Here is a 24498-nt window from a genome sequence, read left to right as displayed (position 1 = left end):
GTACCCGTTCGCACAGCTTATACATGTCTTATGCACACCATCAAAATTGACCTTAGCCTGATGCCGGAAGGTCGCCACCTGGCCTTCTCCAAGGAACTGCTGGAAGTGGCCCACGTTTTCCGCCGGGTGGGCGGGCGGCTGGCCCCTGGCAGCTGATAGCCGTGAACACCCGCTCGCCCTACCTGGATGCCGATGTCTTTGCACCAGGAACGCAGCTGGAATATTACGTGCAGCACGAAACGCAGCAGGGTACAGCAGAAACCTGTAGTCACCTGGTCAGCACCACGCTGCCCTGAGTGTCCACCCCGGCCTGTATGCTGCGCGCTCACCTACTTGCGGCGGCGGGGAGCGCGCCGAGGTACTGCAACCGGCGCAGGCAGCACTACCACCTCCCGAACGACCGAAAAGGTGTAGGTTGTAACCTGCTTTCCCGGCTGCACGGCGGGGGCCGCTGTATTCGCAACCAGCACCGGGGCCGGGCAACTTCGTGGTAGAGCTGCACTCCTCGGTAGCAGGTGAATAGTATACCGGCCGCCAGGGCAAACAGCGCCGTGTAAAGGGCAATTCTCTTCGTGTTCATTGGGTTGCGTTTGTGTAAAGCCGGGCATCAGCCCGGTAGTAGGAGGTGGAAAATCAGTTGATGCGAAGGGGCGTTACTCCGCCCCGACACGGGTAAATAGCCCCTTGTCAGCCTCGCCGGCAGGCGTTGGGGGTATAAAAGGCAATCTTTTTTTGGGCAGCTGGAAAATGACCGGCTCAGCCAGCAGCGCGCTCACAAAGGTGAGCCAGCGGCAACGGCGATTTATTAGATACCCGCAACCGAACAACTGCCTTTACGTCAGGCATTTGATAATAAGCAACGTCCGGTGCTTGCCCTATTAAGGGGCTGCAAGCGCGGTTTAGCAGGGGGGCAGGCGCAACTCTATCACGAGCTTGCCGGAAGGCCGCTGGCCAGCGGGGCGGGGTAGAAACTCTGAGCAGATTCATCGCTACAAACCTGCGATGGCCGCGCAACGAATCATAGGACACCATTTGCGTTTTCGTTACTTGCAATTGGTATTAACGCGAAACGCCTTTGTCACTCCTCGACAACTCCCAAATTGCCTGCGAATACTGCCGGCGAAAATTTGTTCCCAAGAAGCGGTGGGTGCAGAAATACTGCGGCAGCCCCTGCCGGGTAGCGGCCTGCAACCAGCGGGCGGGGCGGGCTCACCCACTCGAAAGCCAGTCGGCCACCAAAGCCCGCCGGCGCAAAGAGCGCGGGCGCACGCCCACCGCCGTGGTCACCAATCAGCTGGCTCCAACGAATGAGGCAGTGCTCGCCGCTATCGGCCAGCTATCCGAGCGCCTGACGGCAATGGAGCAGTTGCAGCAGCAGTTGCTGGCCTTGCTGCTGCCACCGGCCGCGTAGGCGGCGGCCTTACCCGGTGGGCATAAAAAAGACCTTGCCGAAGCGGCAAGGTCTTTTTGCATGTTGCTAGTGCTTCCCTTCCAGGATGAGGCGCACTGGCTCAAATTTAGCGCTTATGGCCTGGGTTGCGTACTTCCTAAGCGAGCGGCCATTTACTTTGAGTAAATTACCAAGGCGCTATGAAAAACGAGTGGGATTTTTTTGCGGATGTGCAGCGCCTCCTGGCCAATGGTCAGCAACTCGTGCAGGGATACTGCGCCGCCCCAGTGTCATTTCCCTTTGACGAGTTGCGCGGCATTGTGCTTGATGAGGATGGCACGCAGTATGAGTTGGGAGCCGACTATAAGCAGGCACTGGGTAAGTGCATTCAGCAGGTGCGTACCTCGTGGGCCTGTGCTTCCGGGAGCGAGTTATCTGCTTTGGACCACAGGTAGTGACGGCAGACTTCACCGCCGACTATGTGGTAGCCCACGAAGCTGCCGTAGAATCAGCTGCGGGGTAACACAATTACCTCGTCCTCAGCTTTGGTTTAGCTTTTGGCAAAGCTCAAAGCGCTAGCTAAGCTTGGGGCCACGGCGGCGCTCCGGCTGCTGTGCTTGCGTCTGCTCGGGCTTAACTGGGCTATTGAGAAACTGCATAGCCTGGCGTAGCTGGCCTACGCCAGCACTGTCTTTTAGGGCTGGCACCTGGTCTATCTTAGCCAGCACCTTAACCAGGTTTTCCTGGTCCAGCGGCTTGATTTCTGGCTGTTTGAGCAGGCTCTTACTCACCTGCTGCAAGTACGCGGCCTGCAAGCCTGCGCCATTCTCCCGTAGCGTCTGCGCTATAAGCGCGGCTGAGTCAATGAACACGCGGCGGGCCTGGTCGTGGCCGGGCGAATCACTTGGCTGCATCTGCTGCTGCTCGGCCCGCTTCTGCTGCTGGGCCACTTCCTGTTGAGCGGCCAGCTGCCGGCGCTCCGTCTGGGCTGCTACCGCTTCGCTGACCGTCACCTTTGGGTTAGTGGCCAGGCTATCAAGAGCGGCGCTAATGGCGGGGAGCTGGGGCGAATCCAATCGGTAGCGTAGCGTCAGCTCGGTAGCCAGCTCGCGGGGGTTGGGCTATCCAGCCTGCGCGAGTGGTCGATGCTCAGGCCTATTTTTTCCAGGTTCTGCTGCAAGGTGCTCAACTGCGACATTTCATCCCGGCTTTCCCGATACGCTACTGTCAGCAGGCGCTCCCCCTTATCGCGGGCGGTGGCCGGTGCTTCCGGCTGCCGGGTAACAGCGCTGCCCAACTCACGCTTTACCACGCGCTGCATCTGGTCTTGCTTCAAATCCTCATTCCAATCCTTGCCCCGGCTTTTGACGAGTTCGATTTTCTGGTCGTACTGCAAGCTCTGGGCGATGGCCTGATTGAAAGCGCCCAGCGCTTCGCGGTTCATCGGAACGTGGAACTGGTAGGTAGTAGGGCCTTGCCGGCCGAACTAATCAACTCGTCGCGCAGGGTTTGGGGATAGCCGGAATAATGGCCTCGCCGCTCTCGCGGTGGTAGTGCTCGGTGGTGCGGGCATTGAAGGCTTTGAGCTGCTGGGTCACCGCCTGCACGCTGGGCAGATTGGCCGTGGTGACTTCGACGGTCAGCAGGTGCTCGTGCTCGCGCACCACTTTCATCGGGTTTTGCGCACTGGCGAAGCCGGCGAGCAGCCGGGTATCGAAGTGGTGGCCCTGGGTATCATTGTCAAAAGCCGATTTGATGGTGGGGATGCGCTCCTCCTCCATCAGCCGCTTCATCTCAAAAATCTTATTCTGCGTCAGCGTGCCCGAGGTGGACGCATACAAAGCCCGCTCGCCGGGGTGCAGCTGCGCGTAGGAGAGCGTATCAATGGCCGATTCGCTGACCACGAGGTGCGTGGGAGGCTTGCCCTCGGGGAGCTTACTCAACCAGAGCGAGCGGGCAAACTGGCTTTCGGCCGCCTGACCCTTGAAGCCCTCGCCTTTCAACTCCAGCCCGACTACGCGGCCGTCGTGGTACGCGGGGAAAGCTGTGTTGACGAACGTCTTGGCCGGCATCCCTCGCGCTGCACGGTGTGCAACTGATTCAGGATGCGGCCGGCAAACTGCGGGTTTGCCAGCGTGGTTTTCGTAATACCCCGGCTTTCCAGAAAAGTGGTGTTTTCGAGGGGCCGGCAGTCTTTGGTGTAGATGCTGTGGAACTTCTCGCCGGGCGCGGTTTCGCTGATTGGCGGCAACGTCAGCCTGGGCCGCTCGGCCTCGGGCAGGTTCAGGTAGGCCCGGAAATGGTCATTGACGCTCTGCCACATATTGCGGCCGGGCAGCTGCTCGATGCCAATAATGCGGCCCGTGCTCACCCGGTTCTTCATCCAATCGACCACACTGCCCTTGTCGCGGTCGTCCTGGCTGTTGAAGTACATCCAGTCCCCTCCCCTACCCCTGAATACCACGAGCTTGTCATCGCCCTCGAAAACGTGCCACTTGCCCTTGCCCAGGTTCTCACCTTTTGAAAGTGCGTAGCCATAGTGGGTCAGTAGCTCGGGAGTTCTACGCACTCCTTGATTTGTTGGAAGGTGAGGTCGTGTTCCATATCAGGTTAAATAAGAAGCCCGAAAACAGGGTTTCCGGGCTTCGCTGCTACTAGCTAAAAACGGCACTAAGCGCCGCTAGATGCGTGGGCCACGCACCCGTGGCGCGGGTGCTGCAACTTCGGTCACCGTCGCTACGGGTGCCTGCTTTTTCTCCGAGTCCAGGTCCCGCGTCTGAGTAGCCGCAGGTGCCTGCACTTTGGCCAGCTCGTAAGGCTCTGGCTTCACTTCCACCCCGGCTTTCGCCGCGTGGATTTGCACGGTTCCGTCAAATGGCTTCCCGCCGTCGGGCCGGCTCATTTGCGCCAGATGCACGGCTTTGCCTTCGCGCAGGTCGTGGCTTTGCTCCGTCGTGAGCTTCACGCCGGCAATTTCGTCCTTGAAAGTCACTTTACTTTCCGGTAAAACTACTACTTTGTTCATCTCTTTATCAACTCCCACGTAGCCGTTGTAGGTATTGCCCTCCTTGTCTTTGAGACCGCGCACCAGGCCGGCGGTGCCTTCCGCTTCCAACTGCTTGCGCTGCTCGGGGTAAATGGCTGGCCGCCTATCTCGTTAGGAATTTCGAGGAGCTTTTTGGGTAGCTCCATTTTCAGCGTGGCCGAGCCGTTGGCCTCGCGGTGGAGCACCATCTTCGCATCAAACCGCACGGCCTCCTGCCCTTCCTGGCCGGTGGCCTGCATGGCCAGCAAGCCGGTTTTCTCGCCGTTCAGCAGCCTTTGCAGCTGGCCGCTGGCGGTCAGGTCGGCTACGGTCAGGCCCATCGAGGCGAGCACTTTTTGGGGAATGTCACCCTCAGTGAACTTCGGAGCCGGCGCGGTGGGCTGCTGCGCAGGCGCAACTGCGGCGGCGGGGGCCGGGGCCTCGGGAGTAGCTACGGTGGCAGCAGGCGCGACCACCACGGGCACGTCGCCGGGGCGGGTGCCCTGCTTTAGCTGGTCGCCGGCATCGGCAGCAGTGCCGGCCAGCTTCACCAACCGGGCCTGCAAGTCCTGGCGGGTCTTCTCGTAATCGACTTCCAGCGACTGGCGGGTTTTGGGCGCGCCGTTCAGGTGCTCGTAGAAGTTTTTCAGAAAGGCCGAAACCGGGTTGCCGCTGGTGTCAATATCGAGCAGACTTTTACCGTCCTGCACGATTTGCGCCGTGGTTTTGCCCTGTTGCTTGGCCACCTGCTGCACACGGTCCACGCCGGCCGCCTGCTGCGCTTGCTCCGGGCCGGTGAGGGCCTGCTTGGGGGCCTGACTCAGCTGGGCGCTCAGCGCGTCCCACTGCTTCACGCCGAATGCTTCTTTGGCGGAATAGCCCAGGTCGGTGGCCTGGTCCTGCCCGGCCACGTCCAGACGCTGCCGGCGCGCTGCTACCTGCTCGGGCTTTTCTACCACCTCCACGCCGTTGCCGACGCGCTTCAAACCCTGGATGGTGCCCTCCAATTTGGTCAGTTCCGCGCTTTGCGGGTCGTAGCTCACGCCAAAGCTGCCGCTCAGCTTCCCATCCGCGCCTTTCTCAAACTTCATTGGGCCAACGGCCACACCCGCGTCTTTGAGCTGGTCGAGGTAGGCCCGCATTTCCAGCAAGGGGGCCACCGCGTCGCCCTGCTGCTTCCACCGGATTTGCAGCTCGCCGGCGCTGGACTCCGGCGCGGGCGCGGGAGCCTGCTCGGGGGCTGTTTTTTCAGCGACTGCCGGCGCGGCGGCTACCGCTGGCGCTGGCGGCTGGTCAGCACTCACTTTGGTAGCGGCTTCGTCGCGCAAGACATCGGTGTGCGCGGACTTGCCCGCGTCAGGACCTTGCTCGGCGCGGTTAACTGCCCTCGCTGGCTCTACCTCAGCTGTCGCACGAGCGGGGCTGGTGGCGGGGCTAGTTCAGCCGCCCGCGTGACTGGCTGAGCCTGCTGACGCTGCTGCGGCTGGTTGCTAAAGCCCGTCTGGCCTTGCGCGGTCATTTTCCACGTTTCGCCGCTGCGCTCAAAAATGGCGGGTTGCTGCACGGCCAGAAATTCCTCGCCTGGCTGGGGCCGCCCCTGGAAGTCAAACACCCGCTTTAGGATGCTATCCTGACTGTACAATAGCTGCGCATCCGCGTTAGGAGCGGGGAACGCCTCTGCCCGATTAGGATTATTGGGGTCCACTCGCAACTCAAAAAGGCTGTAGTGCGCCTGCCGGTTGCTGAGTAAGTCCCGGCCCACCGACCCATCGGGCATCGGCAAGCCGTTCAGATACACTACCTCGGCCGCGTTGCGCTGGGCGGGCTGCTGCCCCAGGGTCGGCGCGGCGGGTGCTACCGCTGGCTGACGGCCGAATACCTGCACCGGCGCGGGGGCCGTTGGGCTAAAGCCTATCCTGCCCTGGCTGACCACCTTCCAGTTGTCGCCTATCTTTTCCAGCATCGTGGGCTGCTCCACAGTTAGAAACTTATCGTCGGCACCCGGCAAGCGGCTGGCCTCGAACACGCGCAGGGCCGAATCAGCCAACGAGTTGAGCAGGCGGCCATCGGCCCCAGGCGCGGGCACCAGCGCCGCCTGGTCGGGATTGGCTGGATTTACCTGCACCTGAAACAGGCTATTGTGGGCTGACTCAGTGGTCAGGCCCCGGCTGGCAATGTTGCCGTTCGGGGTGGGCAGCGAACTCAGGTAAAGGAGTTGCGACGTAGCTGCGGGCACTTCATCTTGCTCTGCCATTGAAAATGATGTAGTTAAGGAAAAGGAATAAGCCAAAAAAAGCGATAGGCAGAAACCAACTCGGTTCCTGCCTATCGCTTTCGTGTTATTGAAACGGCGCGGGTATATTGATGCTAGGGGTACGCAGATGCGTGGTCAGCAGTTCGGAAAGCTCGGTTAGTTTGGCATCTAATTTCTCATCCACGGCGGTAAGGTGCTTATCCAGCGTCCTTACAATCGCGTCCCGGATGGGCTCGGGCGACTTCTTGGTTACCTCGTCCAGCTGAAGCTTGCTCACTTGGCCGTTGTTCTTGGTCAGCACCCAGTTCAGGTTGTAGCCCTGGCTCTCATACAAGCCCATCACTTTCAGCCAGTTCTCAATCTTGCCCCCCTCGCCCTGCTCGATGCGCCACACGATATTTTGCGTGAGCCCAATGCGCTTGGCTACCGCCGCCTGCGTCCAGTCCGCCTCCCCGTAGTGCTTACCCAATTCTTCGCGAATGATGGCCAAGCGCTTACCTACTCGCTTGCTATTGGGGGTGGGCGCTTCGGGGCTGGACTGCGGCTCTCTCATTTCACTTTCTCGGTTTTTTCCTTGATAAGGTGTTTCAGGTCAGGGTCGTTGCCGATGCGCACCAGCTCGCGGGCGCATAGCTCCTTCACGTCATTTTTGATGCTGCGAAAGTTGGCTTGTATCATCTCCTCGGCCTCGTCCTTGCCGGTGGCCGGGTTGATAAAGCTGGTAATATCGGGAATCGGCTGGTAGTTTTTGGCTTCGGCGGTCACGGCCTTCACGTCCACCTGAATCTTGGCGTGAAAAACCTTCTGCTCAATTTCCTCCCCAAAATTATCGGCCACGGCCCCCACAAAATTACCCTGGGTCAAATTGGCAATCGTACTGGCCGGAATCATGCTGTCCATCTGGGTGGACAGGCTGGTGCTCGTCTCGCGCATGTTGATGCTCAGGCTCTGACGCTGCTGCAATATTTTGCCAAACCGGTCGCTCAGCCACTTGCCGCTGTTGCCCGATACCTGCCCGCTGAACACGTTGCCCACCGTGTTCTTGATGACTTCGGCCTCCTTCTGGCCGTAGTCACGCTCTAGCTGCGAGAAGTCCTGGAAGCCCAGGCAGGTGCTCACCTTGTTGCTCCGAGCCGTGGCAATCAGGTTATCTAAGCCTTTGAAGTAAATCGTCGGCAGTTCGTCAATAATAATCGAGGACTTGCGCTTGCCCTTCTTGTTGACCAGCTTCACCAGCCGGGCGTTGTAGAGGCCCAGCGCGGCCCCGTAGATGGCCTGGCGGTCGGGGTTGTTGCCCACGCACAATACCTTGGGCTCCTCGTTGCTGTTAATATCCAGCGTAAAATCATTGCCCGACATCACCCAATACAGCTGCGGCGAAGCCAGCCGTCCCAGCGGAATGCGGGCGCTGGCAATCTGGCCTTCCAGCTGCTCAATGGCATCTTTCTGGAATGCCGACACGAAGGGCTTGACCAGGTTTTCAATCTCGGGGTACGAGGCCAGCACCGGGAAAATCTCCTCGTAGTCGCGGCTCAGAAACTCAATGACGTGGGGAAAGGTGCAGTACTTGCCTTTCTCGAACAGCTTCAAAAACCAGATGATGGCCGCCACGAAGTTGATGGGCGATTCCACGAAAAAATCCCCCTGCTTCTGAATCCAGCTCTTATTCAGGTTGAGCATGATTGTGGAGGCGCTTTCGTAGGCATCCACGATGTCGGTCATCAGTTCGGGCAGCAGTGGGTTGCAGCGGTGGCTCTTGCGTGGGTTGTCGAAGTTGATGACGTAGAAGCCCACCGGCTTATCAAACTTATCCTGGTGCTTCAGCAGCTCGTTGTAGCAGATAAGACTCAGGTCATCAAACTTGTAGTCGTAGATGTACATGCAGAACCCTTTGGCCAGGTGCTGGCGGATGAACTCGTTGATGACCGCGAAGGACTTGCCGCTGCCGGGGGTGCCGAGCACCATCGTGGCGCGGAAGGGATTGACCACGTTCAGCCAGCCGTGATGCTTTTTGCCGCGCACCAGGTACTCGGTGCGCAGGTTCACCGAGTACTCGTTTTCCATCAGGCGCTCCTCCTGGGGAAATGACTCGTTGTCCTTGTTAAAAATGTCCTTCATCAGGTCGTTGTTGAATAACCGACTGAGCCAGGTGCCGGCGCTCAGCAGCAGCAAAAAGCCTCCCGCCAGCAGCGCCGTGTAGAGCAACGTGGCCAGCCCGGCCGGCAGCTCCAGCGCCCGCAGCAGGTCGGAGCCGTAAATCAGGCCCAGCCCAATTAGCGCGTAGCCGGCCACCGTCCGGCCTTTCAGCTTCTCGTCGGCCCGGCCCCTGGTGCCGAGGCAGCTCAGCACGAGGAAAACCACAGCCAGCGTTTTGGTCACCCAACTCGCTTTAAACAGAAAGGAATTCTTCGTGAGGCTGGCCATGATGCGCTCAACGACGCCCGACGTCCACCCCATCGACTGGAAGTAGCCGAAGCAGTAGTAGTAGATGTTTACGCCCATCAGCACGATGGCAAAGAGTCGCATAAACTCCATGATTTTTCGCAGTGCTTTTTCGTCTTCCATGATACTTCGGTGGGATAAGTTAAATTGATAAAGTACAATTCTATAAGCGTGGTCCTTTGGGCTTTTGCTTTTTGCCCTCCTCTTCCTCCTGCTGCCTGGGGCTCGACGGGGCCGGCAGGATGGGCAGCTGCTGGGCGTTCTCCGGGCTGGTGGCAAATAGCTCGCGAAGCTGGGTAGCCTTGTAGCCCACCTGCTGCCCGGTTACGGCGACTCCGTTCAACTCGAAGCTCACCCCGCGCAACACGCCGCCATTGTCGTGCTTGTAGCGCGTGCTGATGCCCCGCTCCTCCAGCTTTGCTTGCAGCCACTCCTTGCCAGCACGCTCGGGCTGGGCCACTAGCTGCTTGATAATTTCGCGCACTACCTCCCGCGCCTGCTGCCTCATGGGGTTGGTATCCGCCACGCTTTGCCGCCGCTCGGGCAGCGGCTGCATCCCCAACTCCTGACTTATTTGCTTCGTGATTGCCGGCTGCCGGTAAAAATTATTGTCCGTCCGCAGGGCCGGCCCCGCGTCCATTGGCACCCGGTTTATATAGATGTGAACGTGGGCGTGCTGCTTGTCGCGGTGCTCATAGACGACTACCTGGTGCCGGTCAATAGGGGCACCAATCAGCTCGCAGTAGCGGCGGGCAGCCGCTACTTTTTGCGCCTGCGTCACTTCCTCCCCCGCCTTCCAGGAAAGCACGGTATGCCACACCGGCTTCTGTATTTTCCTGCTCAGCCGGGCCACCGCCTGCATGTCCTGCGCCATCTCTTTGGGGCTACCGGAGATAACGTTCGCCACCACCAGCAGGGGCGCGTCCTCGGGCTCCTTGCCCCTCCCCTTTCGCTGCCCGGCCCCGTAGCTCAGGGCTCCCTCAAAGTCACTCCCCGTCGTGGTCTTTGCTATCATACCAGGTACTGGCGGATGGTGGCCACCAGTTGATGCAGCGTCTTTTCGTCCGTCGCATACAAGGTGCTCGACTGAACGCGGCGGGCAATCTGATTTAGGTTGGTGCCAATGCCTACCAGCTGCTTCCGCAATTCCGCCGGCAGCACCTCCTTCACCTCCCCCGCCAGGCCAATGGTTCGCAGGTAATCCGACGTTTTCTTGAACCCGGCCGCTTTGCTTCTCGCCTCAATATCCTGCTTCTCCCTGGCTGTGACCCGAAAGCGCAGTACTTCGTCCCGGTTAGTCTCTGTCGGCTCAGTGGTGGATTCATCGGGCATATTTTCAGTAGTCTACTTTCTTTATCAGCTAACGGCTAGAATCAGCTTCTGACTACTTTTTGTCGTCCGCTTTAGCAAGCCAAGCCCGATGAGCCTGCGAATCGGGCGGTGTCATTGTAAGCGACAAACGCAGTTTGTAGCTACAATGACATGGCTTGCTGGTCGTTAACGGGCTAGCTGAACGGGGGCGTTGTACAGTCGTTGAAGGGGCTAGGATTAGAGCTAATCTAGTTACCTGGTGACTTTGTAACATTGTCACTTTATTACTCTTATGATACCCTCACTTTGGCGTGGTGAATAACCCCTTTGGGGTTTTGCCTGGCATAGTACTGGTGTTACTTAGTTACTTTGTCATTTAGGCTTTCATAAGGCATTTATAGCAGGGCGGAGCAAATGACATTGTCACAAGGTGACTTTGTTATTTCATAACAAGCTACTTTCAGATTTTTTTAGGATTAGGTCACTTTGTCACAAAATAACTTTGTGCGTTTGCAACTCCCAAATACCTTCTCAAACAGCATGAAGCCAGGTCACGAGGTTGCTTTGTCACATATTTACCAGGCAGCGTTGTTTGTTTGTTACTTTGTTACTTGCTAACTAAATAACATTATCTGCTGGTAACCTAGTACGCTAGTTACTTTGTTGCGGTGTACTTTTAGCACCTCGTCATTTAGTAAGTTTGTGACAAGGTAAGTTAGTTACTTTGTTACCTAAGCTATTTATTACCGAGCAACAGAGTTACCTTGTCTGTTTGTTACCGAGTGACAAAGTGACAATTTACCAATTTTACTCCTCATCGATTCAAGCGCTGCCCAATGAAAGAGCCCGTAGTAATTGCCTTTGCCACCCAGAAGGGGGGGCCGGCAAGTCCACCATCAGTGTCCACGTAGCCTCGGCCCTGTGCTATGTCTATGGCTACAAGGTGGCCATCGTGGACTGTGACTATCCCCAAAACACGGTCAACGTCTACCGCACCCGCGACAAGCAGCTGCTGGCCAGCGACCCGGCGTTTCAGAAGCGCTTGCTCAAGCAGGACATTAAACCTTACCCGATTGTGATTTCCAGCGTGGAAAAAGCAGTGGACTCGATTGACAAGCTGGAGCAGCAGGGCTTCGACTTTATCCTGGTCGATACGCCGGGCACGGTCAACATCGTGGGCCTGCCGGAACTGCTGCGCATGGTGCAGTACATCTTCCTGCCGATGGAAGCCGATTTGGGCACGATTGCCTCCACAATGGGCTACATGCAGATTCTGAACGGCTTTCTGAAGTCAGCCCAGCCCGACCCGGATGAGTCGAACCTGCTGGGGTTCTACGCCTTCTGGAACCGCTATGTGAAATCGGAGAAGAAGTCCACCTACGATAAGGCAGCCAAGCTTTTAAGGGAAAAGAACCTGCCGCTGCTCAATAGCAAGGTAGAGCTGATGATTAGCTATAAGGAGAAGCGGTCCACCATGTTTTCGCTGCCGGAGCGGGAACTGGACAAGCTGGGCCTCGGCCGGCTGATTATGGAAATGCTGACCCTCGTGCTCGGCGCGGGAGAGGTCACCCCATCGGGCAAGGTCATCGAGATGCCGGCGAATACGGAGGATGCCGCCGTAGCCGATTTGTCGGACGCGGCCGATGCCTCAGATGATATTCTATAATTCTTCCACTTTCTGAAATCCAAAAAAACCAATGGCTAAACCTAAAGCAAAGAGCCAGGCCGAAAAGGACGCGGACCTGCAAAGAATGCTGGAAGCTGCTGCAACCAGCAACGATTTACTCGATGGGGGAGGGGTACCGGCTGCGCCGGCCCCGCAGCCTGTTGCCCCTACGGCTACGCCCCCGCCCGTCCCGTCGCGACTGAGCCAGCGGCGGAGGTTGAACAAGAGGGAGAAAAAGCGGGGAGTGCGCCGTCTGCTAAGCCAGCGCCCGCTGCCGTGATAGCGGAAACACCAGCTCCGGTGGCCCCGTTGCCTACGCCAGTCGCGGCTCTCACGCCTGAGCCAGTCCCAGCCCCAGCCGCGCCAGCGCCGGAAGTAGTGGCCACGCCAGTCGCTAAATCTACGCCCGAGCCTAAGCCGGCGGCACCTGCCCCGGCTGCTGAAGCGCCGCCCGTCGCCGCGCTGGAAAAAGAACCTGCCCCTAAACCTGCCCCTGAGCCGACCGCTCCCGTAGAAGCTGCGGCGGATGGAGAATCGGTGAGCTTCAACATCGCTTCGCTTTTTGAGAAGTCCGCCGATAAAAAAACCTGGGTGGTTCGCATTACGGAAGACCACCAGGAATACCTGTCGCTACTCGGAACGGTAGTAGGAGGGGGGCTTCCATCCCGGATATGGTCCACAATATCCTCTCACAATTCATTACGGCCCACGATGAAGTGCTGCAAAAAGCGCTTCAAAAGAAGCTGCGCCAGCGCGTCGGCAACCGGCGCTGATATACCCTACTAACCCACCCCAACATGCTTAGTCAATATTCGTGGCTCCAATTCATCGTTTTTGTTCTGGTTCTTCTTGCCCTCTACTATGCCGTAGTAGGGTTTCTGTACTACCGGGATGAACTGGCCGCGCTAGTGACGGGCAAAAAGGTGGTCAGCCCCCAGCTCGCAGGCGCGGGCGCGCTGGGGCTGCCCCGCCGGCACTGGTGCGGGCAAAGTCAGCTTTCGCTACTTCTCCCACGGCGACGGAGGCAGCGGCCAACCCGGCCGGGGCCACGGTAGAGGCCCCGAAGATGGCGCGGCCGACAATCTGCCCGAGGCAGTGACGGCGGTAGTAGGAGGGGAGCTACCTAACTCAACGGCGACGGCCACCGGCCGCGATGACAGCACCGACGACGAGGGGCCGATGGACGCGGCTTCGTCGGTGGCGGGCGCAACGGACGAAGCCGTAGCGCTGGATGCCGACCGTGAAGAACAGGCCGACCAGCCAAATGAGGCACTGGCGGCAATAATTCGCGAGAAGGCTCACGCAATGCATTCGGAACACTCTGCCGATGAAACAGCTGAGCGCGAGGCGGAAAGCTCAGCCTTTGTTATTGATAAAACCAATTCGGAAGGAATAAATATTGAAACTAAAGACACCCATGTTGACTTAGGAGACGTAGAACACGCAACTGCGTACCAGCCGGCAGTTGCCGGCAGCTACGAGCCGCTGGCTGACTTCAACGAGCCCATTGCCTCGCCCTCGGACGTGGCGACGCTGGAAGAAGACGATTTGTATGAGGCAGATTCAGTTGCCGCCTACATCTCGCTGGTGCAGGCGGGAGAGAACCCGTCCGTACCGGTGGCCCTGGCTAATACCAGCCTGGCTGAACAGCTCGCGCAGCTCACCTCCGTCAATACGGATGAATTAGCCGATTTATTCGGCCCCGAAACCTAGTAAGTAGTTGATTTACCTATCCCTGTTTGCTTATCTATTTTTCAGTATTCTCTCTTTACCCACCACCCATGAATAAGAAACAAATTCTCCCGTCATTAGCCGTAGTAGGCCTGATGCTCAGCGCGCAGGTACTCTACGCGCAGGGTGGCTCGGCGGGAGGCACGGCGGGCATCCAGGATGCCACCACGCAGGTTACCAACTACTTCGACCCGCTCACCAAGCTCATGTATGCCATTGGGGCGGTGCTCGGGCTCATCGGGGCCATCAAGGTTTACAGCAAGTGGAACGCGGGCGACCAGGACACGCAGAAAACGGCCGTGTCGTGGTTTGGCTCGATGATTTTCTTGGTATTAGTAGCCACCGTTGTGCGCTCCTTCTTCCTGTAGGCCTGCGCTATCATGCCGGGCTATAACCTCAATCGGGGTATCAACAAGCCCTGGGAATTCCAGGCTTGATTGGGGGCAACGTGTACTACCTCGTGGCGGGTATCGGCCTGGTCTTCGTCGCCTTCGTGACGATGTACCTGGTTGGTACGCCGCTGCTGGCGACGGTCATCATCACGCTGGTATTGGGCGGGGGCATGTGGGCGGGCGTGTTCGCCCTCAATACCAAATACGGGGAGCATGGCTTGATGAAAGCCAATGCCCGGCGCTCCGCGCCGAAGCTCATTACCAATCGGCAAAGTCGCCTCTTCCAACACTTAAACGAGGACCGCCCCGGCGCTAGCCAGCGCCGGGTCTAGGATTCCCTTGCCGATAATGAGCAGCAAAATCCTACCCTCTGCCTCGCTCGAATCGAAGCAGCCGATTTACAAGATTGAAAAGGACTGCCTCATCTCGAAGAACGCCGATGTGACGGTGGCCTTCCGGCTGGAGCTGCCCGAGATTTTCACACTCTCGCGGGAAGACTACGCCCAGCTTCAGCAGGGCTTCGTGAAGGCGGTGCGCCTGCTGCCCGACCACTGCGCCGTGCATAAGCAGGACTGGTTCGTCGAGGACAAGTATGCGCCTGGCTTCGAGGCGGACCGCACGCTGCTCTCGTCAGCTTACGAGCGGCATTTCTTCGAGCGACCCTTCCTCAACCACTTCTGCTACCTGTTCGTCACCAAGATGTCGTCGGAGCGGCCCAACTGGGGCAGCACGTCGGGCCTGCTGGCCCGGCGCAACATCGTGCCCAAGGACATGCTCGACAAGAAGGTGATGGAAGCCTTCTTCGATAACGTGGGCCAGTTCGTGCGAACGCTGGAAAGCGTCGGCCCTACCAATGCGCCCTATATCAAATCGCACCGGCTTACCTCCGACGAGCTGGCCGGCACGGCCGAGAAGGCGGGGCTGCTGGAAAAGTACTTCGCCCTCAACCTGTCCGACCAGGCCCAGCAAGTGGACCTGGATTTGACCAGCGGGCTGAAAGTCGGCCAGCAGTTCTGCAATATGTTCTCGGTGGCCAACCTCGATGACTTGCCGCTGGGCGTGGAATCGGACATTCGCTACGAGCCGCTGAGCACCGAGTACACCGACTTCCCGATTTCGTTCGCGGCCCCCTGGGGCTGCTGCTGGGCACCAGCCACATTCTCAACCAATACGTGTTTCTGGACAACACCCAGAAAACGCTCAAAACCTTCGAGCAGAAGAAGGACCGGCTCAATTCGCTCTCACTTTACTCGCGCCAGAACTCCATCAACCACGAGTTTTATCAGCAGTACCTCAACGAGGCGGTGGCCGACAAGCGCCGCCCAGCGCGGGTGCACGTCAACGTGCTCACCTGGTCGGAAAGCGAGGGCGAGTTGACCGAAGTGCGCAAGCTGGTAAACGCTGCCTTCAACACCATGAACTGCAAGCCGCGGCAGAACACCGTGGACATCGCGGCGCTGTATTGGGGCGGGGTGCCCGGCAACGCCGGCGACTTCCCCAGCGAGGAAACCTTCTACACCTTCATCGAGCAATCGGTGTGCTTCTGGGCCTCCGAAACCAACTACCGCAGCACCGGGGCCACCAAGGGCATCAAGCTCTCCGACCGCCTCAGCGGCAAGCCCGTGCAGGTGGATTTGTCGGATGAGCCGATGAAGAAGCAAATCATCTTCAACCGCAACAAATTCATTCTCGGCCCCTCGGGCTCGGGCAAGTCGTTTTTCACCAATCACATGGTGCGGCAGTATTACGAGCAGGGCGCGCACGTGCTGCTGGTCGATACGGGCAACTCTTACAAGGGCCTCTGCGAGCTGAAAGGCGGCGTGTACTTCACCTACGAGGAGGATAACCCGATTGCCTTTAACCCTTTTCTGGTGTCCGGTAAGCTGGACGTGGAGAAGAAGGAGTCTATCAAAACGCTGCTTCAGGCGCTTTGGAAGAAGGATGATGAGAGCGTGTCGCAGTCGGAGTACGTGTCGCTCTCCACAGCCGTCAGCCTCTACTATGTAATGCTGGAAGAAACCCCGGCTATCCGGGCGAGTTTCAACACGTTCTACGAATTTGTGAAAGGCCCCTACTCGGAGCTGCTGCTGGCCGACAAGGTGCGGGAAAAGGATTTTGACATCGACAATTTCCTCTACGTCTTAAAGCCTTACTACAAGGGTGGCGAGTACGACTACCTGCTGAATTCGCCCCAGGAGCTGGACCTTGTCCAGTCGCCATTCATCGTCTTTGAGCTGGACAACATCAAGGACCATCCGATTCTTTTTCCGGTGGTTACGCTCATCATCATGGAAACCTTTATCTCCAAGATGCGCAAGCTCAAGGGGGTGCGGAAGATGATTCTGATTGAGGAGGCCTGGAAGGCGCTCACTACGCCTGGCATGGCCGCCTACATCAAGTATCTCTTTAAGACGGTGCGCAAGTTCTTCGGTGAGGCCATCGTGGTGACGCAGGAAATCGATGACATCATTGGCAATGAGATTGTGAAGGATGCCATTATCAACAACTCCGACACCAAGATTCTGCTCGACCAGCGCAAGTTCATCTTGAAGTTCGACCAGATACAAAGCCTGCTCTCGCTGACGGAAAAGGAGAAAGCGCTCATCCTCTCCATCAACCGCGACAACAAGCCCGAGCGCGGGCGCTACACCGAGGTGTTCATCTCGCTGGGCGGGGTCGTGTCGAAGGTCTATTCTATCGAGGTTTCCAAAGAGGAATACATCACCTACACCACCGAGGAGTCGGAAAAAATGCGCCTGTTTGACAAGTTCGAAAAAACCGGCGATATGCGCACGGCTATCAAGCTCGTGGCGGCGGAACTGCGCGAAGGCAAATAATCCATTTCAACAAAAGGGAAGAAAATATGAAAACCACCTTGCTTTCAGTAGGAATGCTGCTGGCCCTGGCCGGCTGCGGCGGAGTTGATTCTTCGGCTCCTGGGGCTGCGGCCGGCGCACCAACTGCGGCAGTGGCCGCGCTGCCCGAAGTGTCGGCGGCGACTGCTTTTGCCGATAGCTTGGTGACGCTTCCTAGTGGGGCTCCGGCCGACGCTGTGGCGGCGCGGGCCTACACGCAGGCAGTCGGTGCCTGGTATGGCAGCGAGCTAAGCTCGGGCATCAAAGCGCACCCGCTGGCCGAGGGCACTTGGAAAAACTACCGCGCCGTGCTGCGCATGGTGGCCAAGTCGCGGGGCCTGAAAAAAGTGAAGCCCGAAGATGCTAAACAGTGGGATGGCTTTGCGGGCGAGTGTGAGACGGTGGCCAAGTCGCTGGTCCCACTCACGCAGGACAACCCGGCCCCAACCTCCGACAAAGCCCTGCCCCAGCTGCAAATGGCCTGGGACGGCATGCAGCACGTTCGCCTGGGCGCTGCGCGGCACATGATGTACCTGGAGCACCCCTACACCCGCGACCGACGGTAGCGGCACTAACTATCCACCCTTCTCCACCCTTCCTTTTCCCTCATTATGAATCTGAAAGCAGGAATCTGGAGCCTGGCACTGCTGGGCTTCACCATCTCGCGGGCCTCGGCTCAACTCGTGGTGACTGCCCCGGTGCTGGAAGTTCAGGGGGCGTGCAAACCGGTCTGCAAAGCACTATGAAAGTGCTGTCGTCGGCGGCTAACAAGCTGGTCGCCTCGGGCGTGAAGGAGCAGGAGTTGACCAAAATGTTCTCGGAGAAGAACATGCTCATGGCCAAGAACTGGTACGATGGCCTGCTATCGGTCAGCTCGGCCGTGCGCGACTACCGGCGGGTGCGCAACATCTTCGAGAAACAGACGCAAATCATCTCGCAGTACTCGTCAGCTATCGAGGTACTGCGCCAGTCGCCCTACATCACGCCCACGCAGCTGTCGGACATGACAACCATTTATGGCAAGATGCTAGCCGAAAGCTCCACCACGATTTCAGACCTGCAAACGATTGTCAGCCCGGCCATGCTCAAAATGACGGATGCCGAGCGGATGCGCTTCATCGACCAGTTGGACAGGAAGATTACCGACCAAGCCGGCTTGCTCAACTACTACACTTCGCGCAACCTGATGATGATGCGCACGGCCAAAGAAAACGCGCAGGACCTGCAATCGCTGCGCTCCTTTATGACTTCGGCCCGGTAGGGTAGGGGTCTCACTACCTAAAGCTTACGGCTATGAAATTCCTTCCCAAGCTATGGGCCTTCGTGCTCGTAGCCGGTGCTCACCGCGCCCATGCCCAGTTACCGGCCGTTATCTCAGCCCCTGTTTCGGAGCAGATTTCGCGCAAGCAGATTACCCACCAGACTGTTTCGGGCACTTTGCTCGCGCAGGGCAAAGCCCTCGCGGGAGATATGACGGCGGTAAGCGGTCAGATTAAAGGCGTTATTGACCAGACCCAGCAGTTGCACGACCAGTGGTACAGCAGCCTGCTGCAAATCAGCCCCGGCGTGCGGACCTATCGGCGGGTTCAGGAAATCTACGACCACCAAACCGGCATGATTGGCCTGTATTCCAGCATCCTGCCGGAGCTGCGCACCAAGGGGCTATCGACTGCCCAGCTCTCGGGGCCACGACCATCTACCAAGGCATTCTGAATGAAAATATCGGGCTGCTCAGTGAGCTGGTGGGCGTGCTCAGCGCCGGCAAGGCGAAGATGACGGACCCTGAGCGCATCGAGTTCATCAACAACATTGCCGATAAAATCGGCAGTCAGCATGACCTGATGAACTACTACACCTCCAAATGCCGGGCTATTGCGCGAATGCAGGCCCAGACCACCCAGGACCGCGCTTCGGTGCTTTCCCTCATGGGTAAGCGATAAGCATTTACACTCTTCCTTTTCCACCCACCAGCCTTCCTTTTTTATGGATATCAATACCGTCGTAGCGCAAATGGATGCGCTAGAGGTGATGCTTACTCAGCTCTACGACAATATGATGCCGCTCGTATCGCAGTTCACCACCCTGGGGCGAGCCATCGGCGGGGTAGGGGCCCTCATCTATATCAGCTCCAAAGTGTGGGGGCACATCGCCCGGTCGGAAGCCATCGACGTGTACCCGCTGCTGCGGCCGTTCCTCATCGGCCTCTGCATCCTGCTGTTCCCGCAGCTGTGCCAGGGCCTGCGCGGCATGACGGGAGCTATATCACATAGCACCGACTCGATACGGATGGACAAATCTGCGGAAATCGACCGGCTGCAAACGGAGAAAAAGCGCATTCTGGACAGCAAGCCAGAAAACAAGGACTTCGCTACCAACGATGCCTACGAGCAAAAGCTGAAGGACCTGGCCGGACCTACCGGCATGGGCGGCATCGGGGACCGCATGAGCCTTTCCTTCAACAAGATTGCCTACGATGTAAACCAGAATTTCCGGGAGTGGATGAAGAACACGCTTGAGTTGTTCCACGTCGCGGCCCGCCTGCTGATTAGCGTCATGTCCACGTTTCTGCTCATCGTGCTTTCGGTGCTCGGGCCGCTCACGTTCGGTATTGCCATTTTTCCGGGCTTTGGCGGCGGCATCACCAAGTGGCTGGGTAACTTCATTACGATTTCGCTTTGGGTGCCGGTGGCCAACGTCTTTGGTGCAATGATGGCCACCTTCCAGGTGCAGATGCTTCAATCTGACGTAGACCGGCTGAATGCGAACGCGGGGGTTGACTCCGCCGATTTCGGCTACCTGGTATTCCTCTGCATTGCCATTGTGGGGTACGCGCTGATTCCGAAAATCACGGAAATGCTCATTGCCGCCAGCGGTGCCAGCCAGATGTCCAGCGCCTTCATCGGCGCAGCCACCGGGGCAGCGGCTGGCGCTGGGGCGGCTGCCGGGGTGGCGGGCCGGGCCGGGGCTAGTGGTGTCTCGGGTGCGGCTACTGGCATGGGCGGTGCTATTGGCATGGGGCAGGGAATGGCCGGTGGCACCGGCTTCGGCAACATGACGCGGGGCGAGCAGGCGGGCCACCGGGCCGGCACCGCGTTGCGAGAAAGGGTGGGGGGCTACTTCGGCCGCACTGGCAACAACGCCTAATAAATCAGGACCGCGCCCCACTTCTTCCCTCTAGCATCAACTACCATGTTTGAATCCCTAAAAACCATCGATTCGGCCTTTAAGCAGGTGAAGACGCTGGCTATCATTTTCATTGCCTCGTGCCTGATTCTGGCCATCACAGTGGCCTACTTCTCCTTCCAAAACTCGGCAGCAGCAGCCAATCGCATCTACGTGATTGAAGGGGGGCAACTGCTCACGGCCGGGGCGCGGGATGCACGGGCTGACCGGCCGGTAGAAGCCCGCGCCCACGTCAAGCAGTTTCACGAGGATTTTTTCACACTAGACCCCGACCAGAAGGCTATTGACGGTAACATCAACAAGGCGCTGTACCTGGCCGACAACTCGGCGAAGCGGGAGTATGAAAACCTGAAGGAGAAAGGCTTTTACAACGACCTGATTGCGGCCAACATCAGCATGGAAATCACGGTGGATAGCGTGGTGCTGAGCAAAAACCGCCCATTCACGGCCCGCACCTACGCCCACCAGCGCCTGATTCGGGCCACGTCGATTACCAACCGCGACCTGATAGCCGACTGCACCCTGCGCGACGTGACGCGCTCGGAAAACAACCCCCACGGCTTCATTATGGAAAACTGGCGGGTACTGCAAAACAACACGCTCTCCACCATTTCCCGCTAGGCACTATGGCTACTACCAAAGACGCGCAGTTCTACCGGACGCGCAAGATGGCCACATTCATTCCGGTTGTGGGAGTGCCATTTATGGCGGCTATGTTCTGGCTGGGTGATGGCGGCAAGGGCGCGGTGGCCTCCGGCGCGGCCCCGGTGCAGGCCGGCATCAATATGGATTTGCCCAAAGCGGGTACCTCCACCATCACCAGCAGCAAGCTGGCGGCCTACGCTGCGCCGGTTGATTCGCTGCGCAACCGCGACCTGGTAAATGGCAAGGTGGACACGACCAAAGCGGGGGGCCTGGCCTATGGCGTGGCCACCAGCGGCCAGCCGGCCACGGCTTCCAGCGATGCGGCGGTGCTGGCGGCGCAAAAGCAGCTGGCTACGGTGCAGGCGGCCCAGCAGTCGAGCGGGCAGGTAGCCCCCGGCGGGGTGTCGGCCCTTTCGCCCGAGCAGCAGATGGAACTGATGCGGGCGCAGCATCTGCGTGAGCTGGACGAGGCCCGCACCCAGGCTAGCCTGGAGCGCATCAACGCTCAGTCGATGGCCACGGCCAGCGCGGGCGGCTCGGCCGTGACGGTGAGTAAGCCGGCGGTCGTCAAGAAGAAGCCCACCACCAGGGCGTTGATGGTTGATGAGGATGCGATTGTCTCGCACCTTGGCTCCAATGGCACGGGCAAGAAGCGCACGGCCTCCTTCCAGGGGCTGGATGATGGGAGCACGTCGGGGATGGGGGCCAACACGCTGGCGGCCGTCATTCACGAATCGCAGGAAGTAGTCAGCGGCTCGCTGGTGAAGATGCGCCTCACCGACGCGGCCGTGGTCAATGGCCACCGGCTGGCTGCCAACACCTTCATCTACGGCAAGTGCGCGCTAGCCGGCGAGCGCCTCACCATCACCATCGAAACCCTCAAATCGGGCAACAACATCTTCCCGGCCTCGCTGGAAGTGTACGATGTGGACGGGCTGGAAGGCCTGCACATTCCGGGCGCTATTACGCGGGATGCCTCGAAGCAGGCCGGGGCCGACGCGATGGGCGCGGCCGACATGATGACCATGAGCGGCGACCCCACCACGGCCGCCGCCGGGGTAGCCGTCAACGCCGTGAAGAGCCTCGGTCAGAAGAAGATTCGCCTCGTGAAAGTGCGGCTGAAAGCGGGCTACAACATCATGCTTAAAGTCGATAAGGACTAACCTCAGAATTATGAAAACCACCTCCTGCCTGGCCCTGGCCCTCGCATTCGCTGCTCTCCGGCCTACCCACGCAGTAGCTCAGAAAGTAGCCAACGTTACCGAAGCGAATAAGCTGCCGACCATCAACCTGTATGTGAGCGACCTGAAAACCACCCACCTGGTCTTTCCGCAGCCCGTCACCTATGTGGACCTGGGTAGCTCGGGCATCATCGCGGCCAAAGCCACCGGCTCCGAAAACATCGTGCGGGTGAAGGCGGCCGGCTCTGGCTTCGGCGAAACCAACATGACGGTGCTGACCACCGGGGGTAAGCTCTACACGTTCGTGGTCAACTACCAGCGCAGCCCCAAGCTGCTCGGCCTCGACCTGGGCGCGAACGGGGAGGCGAGCAAGCTGCCCGTGACGCCGCTCTACGTCAGCGACCAGAAGACTACTCACCTGGTTTTTCCCTACCCGGTCACCTACGTGGACCTGGGCAACCCCGGCATCATCGCCGCGAAGGCCACCGGCGCTGAAAATATCGTGCGGGTGAAAGCCGCCAGCAGCGCCTTCCCCGAAGCCAACATGACGGTCTTGACCTCGGGCGGTAAGCTGTACATGTTCCTGGTCAACTACCAGCACGACCCCAAGGTGCTCAGCTTTGACATGGGCGCGGCCGGCGGGGCCGCGGGCGAAGACCAGGCTACCGCCGCGACGGGCGGCGCTATCCTCTCCAACTCGCCTATCCCCCAAGGGAGCCTGGATGCCTACTCGGTGCAGGCGCTGGCGCGGGGCGGCACGTCGGCCAGCGAAAGCGCCAACCAGCTCAGCCTGCGCGCCGGGGCGGTGGGCTACCAGCAGGAGACGCTGTTTTTTCCGCTGCACGTCGCCAACAAGTCGAACGTGACCTACGACGTGGACTTTGTCAAATTCTACATTCAGGACAAGCAGGTGGCCAAGCGCACGGCCGAGCAAGCCATTGAGATTAACCCCATTTACGTTTACAACGGGGCCAAGAAAAAGATAGATGCCCAGGGCAAGTTGCAGCAGGTCTACATCTTCAAGAAGTTCACCATCCCCGAGCAAAAGCAGCTGATAATCGAGCTGTATGAGAAAGGTGGCGGACGCAATATCAAGCTCAAGCTTGCCAACTCGGACCTGCTAAAGGCGCGAACTTTTAACTAAGCGCCCGGCCGGATACGCTGGGCCAAACTTGGTATCGGCACCCGGTTCAAAACCCTATTTCTAATGCCTGGTCATTAATGGCCAGGCATTTTCATTTTCCAGAAACCGCTTTTATATGCAGGATTTCACCCAACGGATGGACGCGCTGGCCCAAGACTACCTGCGCCAGGCGCTCGCCCTCGGGCTGGTGCCCACCGATGAGGAGTTTGTCGGCTGGGTCGATGCGCAGCCGCTGGCTTCGCGGCCGGGCCTGTACCACGCCGGCTGGGCACATTGCTGGGCAACTGGCTTGCCTTCTTTTCAAGAATGGGTACTCACGGCGCGGGGCTTGAGTCTGCCCGATTACCTGGTGCATCGACTTTCAGCGAAAGAGTATGTGCGCTGGGTAGATATGTTCGCCACCTCGACGCTGGCCCGACCTGGCTAGGCTGAGCGCCGAAGCAAATGCCCATATTTTCGTTTTAAGTGAATAATTTTCGCTTTTGGTAAATTTAATTTACCTTTGGGTTGTTAGCCACCAAACAGCCAATTATGAGCTAGCGTATTTATGAGATAACAGACTAATTATGAATGTACTAACCAAGCAAGAATTAAGAAGATATGCGATAGAACACCTGGACGTAGCAAATGCCATTTGGGAACTCTACGATGATATGAAAGCCGCGAATTGGACCAATGCGGCCGAAATAAAAGCCTATGACCCCAGCGCTACCCACGTCGGGAACAACCGCTGGGTTTTTAACCTGCTGCGCAACCGCTACCGCCTGATTGTTAAGATTAACTACTCGCGCCTGCCAGAATTCACCGGCCAGATTTTTGTCCGTTTCATTGGTACGCACGCGGAGTATGACCGCATCACCGACATCGCGAACCTCTGAGCCTGGGAGTCGTCTCCCAACCAACTGTAAAACTCTAAAACTGTATACTATGACTATCCAAACCGAGGCAGAGTACCGGGCTAGTATGAGCCGCTTGGAAGCCCTTGATAGCAATAACCCCGCTAGCCTACCCGAAATGGAAGCGCTGGGCCAGGCCCTAGAGGCCTACGAAGACAGCCACGGCCATGCCCCAGTGCGGCCGGACTCGCTCATTTTTCGAATCGAGCGCTACATGTTCGAGCACCGCCTGAAAAAGCAGGAGCTGGCGCAGCTGCTGGGCATTACGAACAGCCGCCTGAGCGAAGTGCTCAACGGCAAGCGCGCCGTCAACATGGACCTGGGCCGCCGCCTGTACACCAAGCTGAACATTCCCGCTGAGTTTGTCTTGATGCACGCCTAGC

31 protein-coding genes and 1 pseudogene are annotated in these 24498 nt (G+C 58.6%); 21 read left to right on the top strand and 11 right to left on the bottom strand.

Annotation, left to right across the window (positions count from 1 at the left end):
* The first annotated feature begins 30 nt into the window (after window positions 1-30).
* From GKZ67_RS24195 to GKZ67_RS21130, 4 genes are all read left to right on the top strand, one after another.
* A complete protein-coding gene (locus GKZ67_RS24195; protein WP_262889653.1) occupies window positions 31-156 on the top strand; it encodes a hypothetical protein in 126 nt (41 codons plus the stop codon).
* Between the two features lie 5 nt (window positions 157-161).
* Complete coding sequence (locus tag GKZ67_RS24190) at window positions 162-296, top strand: hypothetical protein (RefSeq protein ID WP_262889652.1); 135 nt, start codon at window positions 162-164, stop codon at window positions 294-296.
* Window positions 297-1075: 779 nt separating this feature from the next.
* Window positions 1076-1411 (top strand): hypothetical protein, encoded by a 336-nt coding sequence (locus tag GKZ67_RS21135; protein WP_173247369.1) that lies wholly within the window; start codon window positions 1076-1078, stop codon window positions 1409-1411.
* A 179-nt stretch (window positions 1412-1590) separates the two neighbouring features.
* Complete coding sequence (locus GKZ67_RS21130) at window positions 1591-1845, top strand: hypothetical protein (RefSeq protein ID WP_173247367.1); 255 nt, start codon at window positions 1591-1593, stop codon at window positions 1843-1845.
* A gap of 120 nt (window positions 1846-1965) precedes the next feature.
* On the opposite strand, the gene GKZ67_RS21125 is transcribed toward GKZ67_RS21130, so the two are convergent.
* From GKZ67_RS21125 to GKZ67_RS21075, 11 genes are all read right to left on the bottom strand, one after another.
* On the bottom strand, window positions 1966-2466 hold the full coding sequence (locus GKZ67_RS21125; protein WP_173247364.1) for a hypothetical protein: 501 nt from the start codon (window positions 2464-2466) through the stop codon (window positions 1966-1968).
* Window positions 2467-2480: 14 nt separating this feature from the next.
* Window positions 2481-2834, bottom strand: coding sequence for a hypothetical protein (locus GKZ67_RS21120; RefSeq protein WP_173247362.1), 354 nt, complete (start codon window positions 2832-2834; stop codon window positions 2481-2483).
* 46 nt (window positions 2835-2880) lie between these two features.
* The gene (locus GKZ67_RS21115; protein ID WP_173247359.1) at window positions 2881-3462 is read right to left on the bottom strand and encodes a toprim domain-containing protein; all 582 of its coding nucleotides are present in this window, start codon (window positions 3460-3462) and stop codon (window positions 2881-2883) included.
* Window positions 3405-3959: a hypothetical protein gene (locus GKZ67_RS21110; protein WP_173247357.1), complete on the bottom strand. Its 555-nt coding sequence runs from the start codon at window positions 3957-3959 to the stop codon at window positions 3405-3407. Before GKZ67_RS21110 ends, GKZ67_RS21115 begins: the two co-directional genes overlap by 58 nt.
* A gap of 111 nt (window positions 3960-4070) precedes the next feature.
* Entirely contained in the window at window positions 4071-4478 is a 408-nt protein-coding gene (locus tag GKZ67_RS21105) for a DUF3945 domain-containing protein (RefSeq protein ID WP_173247353.1), read from the bottom strand.
* A complete protein-coding gene (locus tag GKZ67_RS21100) occupies window positions 4412-5743 on the bottom strand; it encodes a DUF4099 domain-containing protein (RefSeq protein ID WP_173247351.1) in 1332 nt (443 codons plus the stop codon). Before GKZ67_RS21100 ends, GKZ67_RS21105 begins: the two co-directional genes overlap by 67 nt.
* A gap of 68 nt (window positions 5744-5811) precedes the next feature.
* Entirely contained in the window at window positions 5812-6669 is an 858-nt protein-coding gene (locus GKZ67_RS21095; RefSeq protein WP_173247349.1) for a hypothetical protein, read from the bottom strand.
* An 85-nt stretch (window positions 6670-6754) separates the two neighbouring features.
* The gene (locus tag GKZ67_RS21090) at window positions 6755-7222 is read right to left on the bottom strand and encodes a helix-turn-helix domain-containing protein (RefSeq protein WP_173247347.1); all 468 of its coding nucleotides are present in this window, start codon (window positions 7220-7222) and stop codon (window positions 6755-6757) included.
* The gene (gene mobC, locus GKZ67_RS21085) at window positions 7219-9234 is read right to left on the bottom strand and encodes a conjugal transfer protein MobC (protein WP_173247344.1); all 2016 of its coding nucleotides are present in this window, start codon (window positions 9232-9234) and stop codon (window positions 7219-7221) included. Before mobC ends, GKZ67_RS21090 begins: the two co-directional genes overlap by 4 nt.
* 40 nt (window positions 9235-9274) lie before the next feature.
* Window positions 9275-10126: a relaxase/mobilization nuclease domain-containing protein gene (locus GKZ67_RS21080; protein ID WP_173247342.1), complete on the bottom strand. Its 852-nt coding sequence runs from the start codon at window positions 10124-10126 to the stop codon at window positions 9275-9277.
* A complete protein-coding gene (locus GKZ67_RS21075; protein ID WP_173247339.1) occupies window positions 10123-10443 on the bottom strand; it encodes a plasmid mobilization protein in 321 nt (106 codons plus the stop codon). Before GKZ67_RS21075 ends, GKZ67_RS21080 begins: the two co-directional genes overlap by 4 nt.
* Before the next feature lie 769 nt (window positions 10444-11212).
* Between GKZ67_RS21075 and GKZ67_RS21070 the strand changes: the two genes are divergently transcribed.
* The 17 genes and pseudogenes from GKZ67_RS21070 to GKZ67_RS20995 all read left to right on the top strand — a co-directional run bounded on the left by GKZ67_RS21070 (window position 11213) and on the right by GKZ67_RS20995 (window position 24497).
* Complete coding sequence (locus tag GKZ67_RS21070; protein ID WP_173247337.1) at window positions 11213-12088, top strand: division plane positioning ATPase MipZ; 876 nt, start codon at window positions 11213-11215, stop codon at window positions 12086-12088.
* A 1095-nt stretch (window positions 12089-13183) separates the two neighbouring features.
* Window positions 13184-13801, top strand: a complete 618-nt coding sequence (locus GKZ67_RS21065; RefSeq protein WP_173247334.1) for a hypothetical protein — start codon at window positions 13184-13186, stop codon at window positions 13799-13801.
* A gap of 68 nt (window positions 13802-13869) precedes the next feature.
* Window positions 13870-14187, top strand: coding sequence for a DUF4134 domain-containing protein (locus GKZ67_RS21060; protein WP_173247332.1), 318 nt, complete (start codon window positions 13870-13872; stop codon window positions 14185-14187).
* A gap of 65 nt (window positions 14188-14252) precedes the next feature.
* The gene (locus GKZ67_RS21055; RefSeq protein WP_173247330.1) at window positions 14253-14543 is read left to right on the top strand and encodes a DUF4133 domain-containing protein; all 291 of its coding nucleotides are present in this window, start codon (window positions 14253-14255) and stop codon (window positions 14541-14543) included.
* 16 nt (window positions 14544-14559) lie between these two features.
* Window positions 14560-17048: pseudogene (locus tag GKZ67_RS21050) on the top strand (TraG family conjugative transposon ATPase).
* A 26-nt stretch (window positions 17049-17074) separates the two neighbouring features.
* A complete protein-coding gene (locus GKZ67_RS21045) occupies window positions 17075-17632 on the top strand; it encodes a hypothetical protein (RefSeq protein ID WP_173247328.1) in 558 nt (185 codons plus the stop codon).
* Between the two features lie 45 nt (window positions 17633-17677).
* Window positions 17678-17812 (top strand): hypothetical protein, encoded by a 135-nt coding sequence (locus GKZ67_RS24185; protein ID WP_262889651.1) that lies wholly within the window; start codon window positions 17678-17680, stop codon window positions 17810-17812.
* On the top strand, window positions 17809-18327 hold the full coding sequence (locus GKZ67_RS21040; protein WP_173247325.1) for a hypothetical protein: 519 nt from the start codon (window positions 17809-17811) through the stop codon (window positions 18325-18327). Before GKZ67_RS24185 ends, GKZ67_RS21040 begins: the two co-directional genes overlap by 4 nt.
* 32 nt (window positions 18328-18359) lie before the next feature.
* On the top strand, window positions 18360-18779 hold the full coding sequence (locus GKZ67_RS21035; RefSeq protein WP_173247323.1) for a hypothetical protein: 420 nt from the start codon (window positions 18360-18362) through the stop codon (window positions 18777-18779).
* A gap of 29 nt (window positions 18780-18808) precedes the next feature.
* A complete protein-coding gene (locus GKZ67_RS21030; protein WP_173247320.1) occupies window positions 18809-19006 on the top strand; it encodes a hypothetical protein in 198 nt (65 codons plus the stop codon).
* Between the two features lie 43 nt (window positions 19007-19049).
* The gene (locus GKZ67_RS21025) at window positions 19050-20210 is read left to right on the top strand and encodes a hypothetical protein (protein WP_173247317.1); all 1161 of its coding nucleotides are present in this window, start codon (window positions 19050-19052) and stop codon (window positions 20208-20210) included.
* A 45-nt stretch (window positions 20211-20255) separates the two neighbouring features.
* Window positions 20256-20870 carry a conjugative transposon protein TraK gene (gene traK, locus GKZ67_RS21020; RefSeq protein WP_173247315.1) on the top strand — a complete coding sequence of 205 codons (615 nt, stop codon included), beginning with the start codon at window positions 20256-20258 and terminating at the stop codon, window positions 20868-20870.
* 5 nt (window positions 20871-20875) lie between these two features.
* The gene (gene traM / locus GKZ67_RS21015) at window positions 20876-22057 is read left to right on the top strand and encodes a conjugative transposon protein TraM (RefSeq protein ID WP_173247312.1); all 1182 of its coding nucleotides are present in this window, start codon (window positions 20876-20878) and stop codon (window positions 22055-22057) included.
* Between the two features lie 10 nt (window positions 22058-22067).
* Window positions 22068-23219, top strand: coding sequence for a conjugative transposon protein TraN (gene traN / locus GKZ67_RS21010; RefSeq protein ID WP_173247310.1), 1152 nt, complete (start codon window positions 22068-22070; stop codon window positions 23217-23219).
* A gap of 115 nt (window positions 23220-23334) precedes the next feature.
* On the top strand, window positions 23335-23646 hold the full coding sequence (locus GKZ67_RS21005) for a hypothetical protein (RefSeq protein WP_173247307.1): 312 nt from the start codon (window positions 23335-23337) through the stop codon (window positions 23644-23646).
* Window positions 23647-23785: 139 nt separating this feature from the next.
* On the top strand, window positions 23786-24097 hold the full coding sequence (locus GKZ67_RS21000) for a type II toxin-antitoxin system HigB family toxin (RefSeq protein ID WP_262889657.1): 312 nt from the start codon (window positions 23786-23788) through the stop codon (window positions 24095-24097).
* Between the two features lie 49 nt (window positions 24098-24146).
* On the top strand, window positions 24147-24497 hold the full coding sequence (locus GKZ67_RS20995; RefSeq protein WP_173247301.1) for a helix-turn-helix domain-containing protein: 351 nt from the start codon (window positions 24147-24149) through the stop codon (window positions 24495-24497).
* The last annotated feature ends 1 nt before the right edge of the window (window position 24498 follow it).

It is taken from the genome of Hymenobacter sp. BRD67, assembly GCF_013256425.1.
GTDB lineage: Bacteria > Bacteroidota > Bacteroidia > Cytophagales > Hymenobacteraceae > Hymenobacter.
The sequence above is the reverse complement of the archived record's forward strand: the minus strand, read 5'-3'. Positions and strand labels throughout refer to the sequence as shown.

What these genes read in the sequence shown, in the direction of transcription:
- GKZ67_RS24185 (WP_262889651.1), top strand. Translation starts at nt 17,678, where the DNA reads ATGAATCTGAAAGCAGGAATCTGGAGCCTGGCACTGCTGGGCTTCACC.
- traK (WP_173247315.1), top strand. Translation starts at nt 20,256, where the DNA reads ATGTTTGAATCCCTAAAAACCATCGATTCGGCCTTTAAGCAGGTGAAG.
- GKZ67_RS21040 (WP_173247325.1), top strand. Translation starts at nt 17,809, where the DNA reads ATGAAAGTGCTGTCGTCGGCGGCTAACAAGCTGGTCGCCTCGGGCGTG.
- GKZ67_RS20995 (WP_173247301.1), top strand. Translation starts at nt 24,147, where the DNA reads ATGACTATCCAAACCGAGGCAGAGTACCGGGCTAGTATGAGCCGCTTG.
- GKZ67_RS21080 (WP_173247342.1), bottom strand. Translation starts at nt 10,126, where the DNA reads ATGATAGCAAAGACCACGACGGGGAGTGACTTTGAGGGAGCCCTGAGC.
- GKZ67_RS21025 (WP_173247317.1), top strand. Translation starts at nt 19,050, where the DNA reads ATGGATATCAATACCGTCGTAGCGCAAATGGATGCGCTAGAGGTGATG.
- GKZ67_RS21095 (WP_173247349.1), bottom strand. Translation starts at nt 6,669, where the DNA reads ATGGCAGAGCAAGATGAAGTGCCCGCAGCTACGTCGCAACTCCTTTAC.
- GKZ67_RS21045 (WP_173247328.1), top strand. Translation starts at nt 17,075, where the DNA reads ATGAAAACCACCTTGCTTTCAGTAGGAATGCTGCTGGCCCTGGCCGGC.
- mobC (WP_173247344.1), bottom strand. Translation starts at nt 9,234, where the DNA reads ATGGAAGACGAAAAAGCACTGCGAAAAATCATGGAGTTTATGCGACTC.
- GKZ67_RS21060 (WP_173247332.1), top strand. Translation starts at nt 13,870, where the DNA reads ATGAATAAGAAACAAATTCTCCCGTCATTAGCCGTAGTAGGCCTGATG.
- GKZ67_RS21005 (WP_173247307.1), top strand. Translation starts at nt 23,335, where the DNA reads ATGCAGGATTTCACCCAACGGATGGACGCGCTGGCCCAAGACTACCTG.
- GKZ67_RS21035 (WP_173247323.1), top strand. Translation starts at nt 18,360, where the DNA reads ATGAAATTCCTTCCCAAGCTATGGGCCTTCGTGCTCGTAGCCGGTGCT.
- traN (WP_173247310.1), top strand. Translation starts at nt 22,068, where the DNA reads ATGAAAACCACCTCCTGCCTGGCCCTGGCCCTCGCATTCGCTGCTCTC.
- traM (WP_173247312.1), top strand. Translation starts at nt 20,876, where the DNA reads ATGGCTACTACCAAAGACGCGCAGTTCTACCGGACGCGCAAGATGGCC.
- GKZ67_RS21000 (WP_262889657.1), top strand. Translation starts at nt 23,786, where the DNA reads ATGAATGTACTAACCAAGCAAGAATTAAGAAGATATGCGATAGAACAC.
- GKZ67_RS21115 (WP_173247359.1), bottom strand. Translation starts at nt 3,462, where the DNA reads ATGCCGGCCAAGACGTTCGTCAACACAGCTTTCCCCGCGTACCACGAC.
- GKZ67_RS21090 (WP_173247347.1), bottom strand. Translation starts at nt 7,222, where the DNA reads ATGAGAGAGCCGCAGTCCAGCCCCGAAGCGCCCACCCCCAATAGCAAG.
- GKZ67_RS21075 (WP_173247339.1), bottom strand. Translation starts at nt 10,443, where the DNA reads ATGCCCGATGAATCCACCACTGAGCCGACAGAGACTAACCGGGACGAA.
- GKZ67_RS24195 (WP_262889653.1), top strand. Translation starts at nt 31, where the DNA reads ATGCACACCATCAAAATTGACCTTAGCCTGATGCCGGAAGGTCGCCAC.
- GKZ67_RS21120 (WP_173247362.1), bottom strand. Translation starts at nt 2,834, where the DNA reads ATGAACCGCGAAGCGCTGGGCGCTTTCAATCAGGCCATCGCCCAGAGC.
- GKZ67_RS21130 (WP_173247367.1), top strand. Translation starts at nt 1,591, where the DNA reads ATGAAAAACGAGTGGGATTTTTTTGCGGATGTGCAGCGCCTCCTGGCC.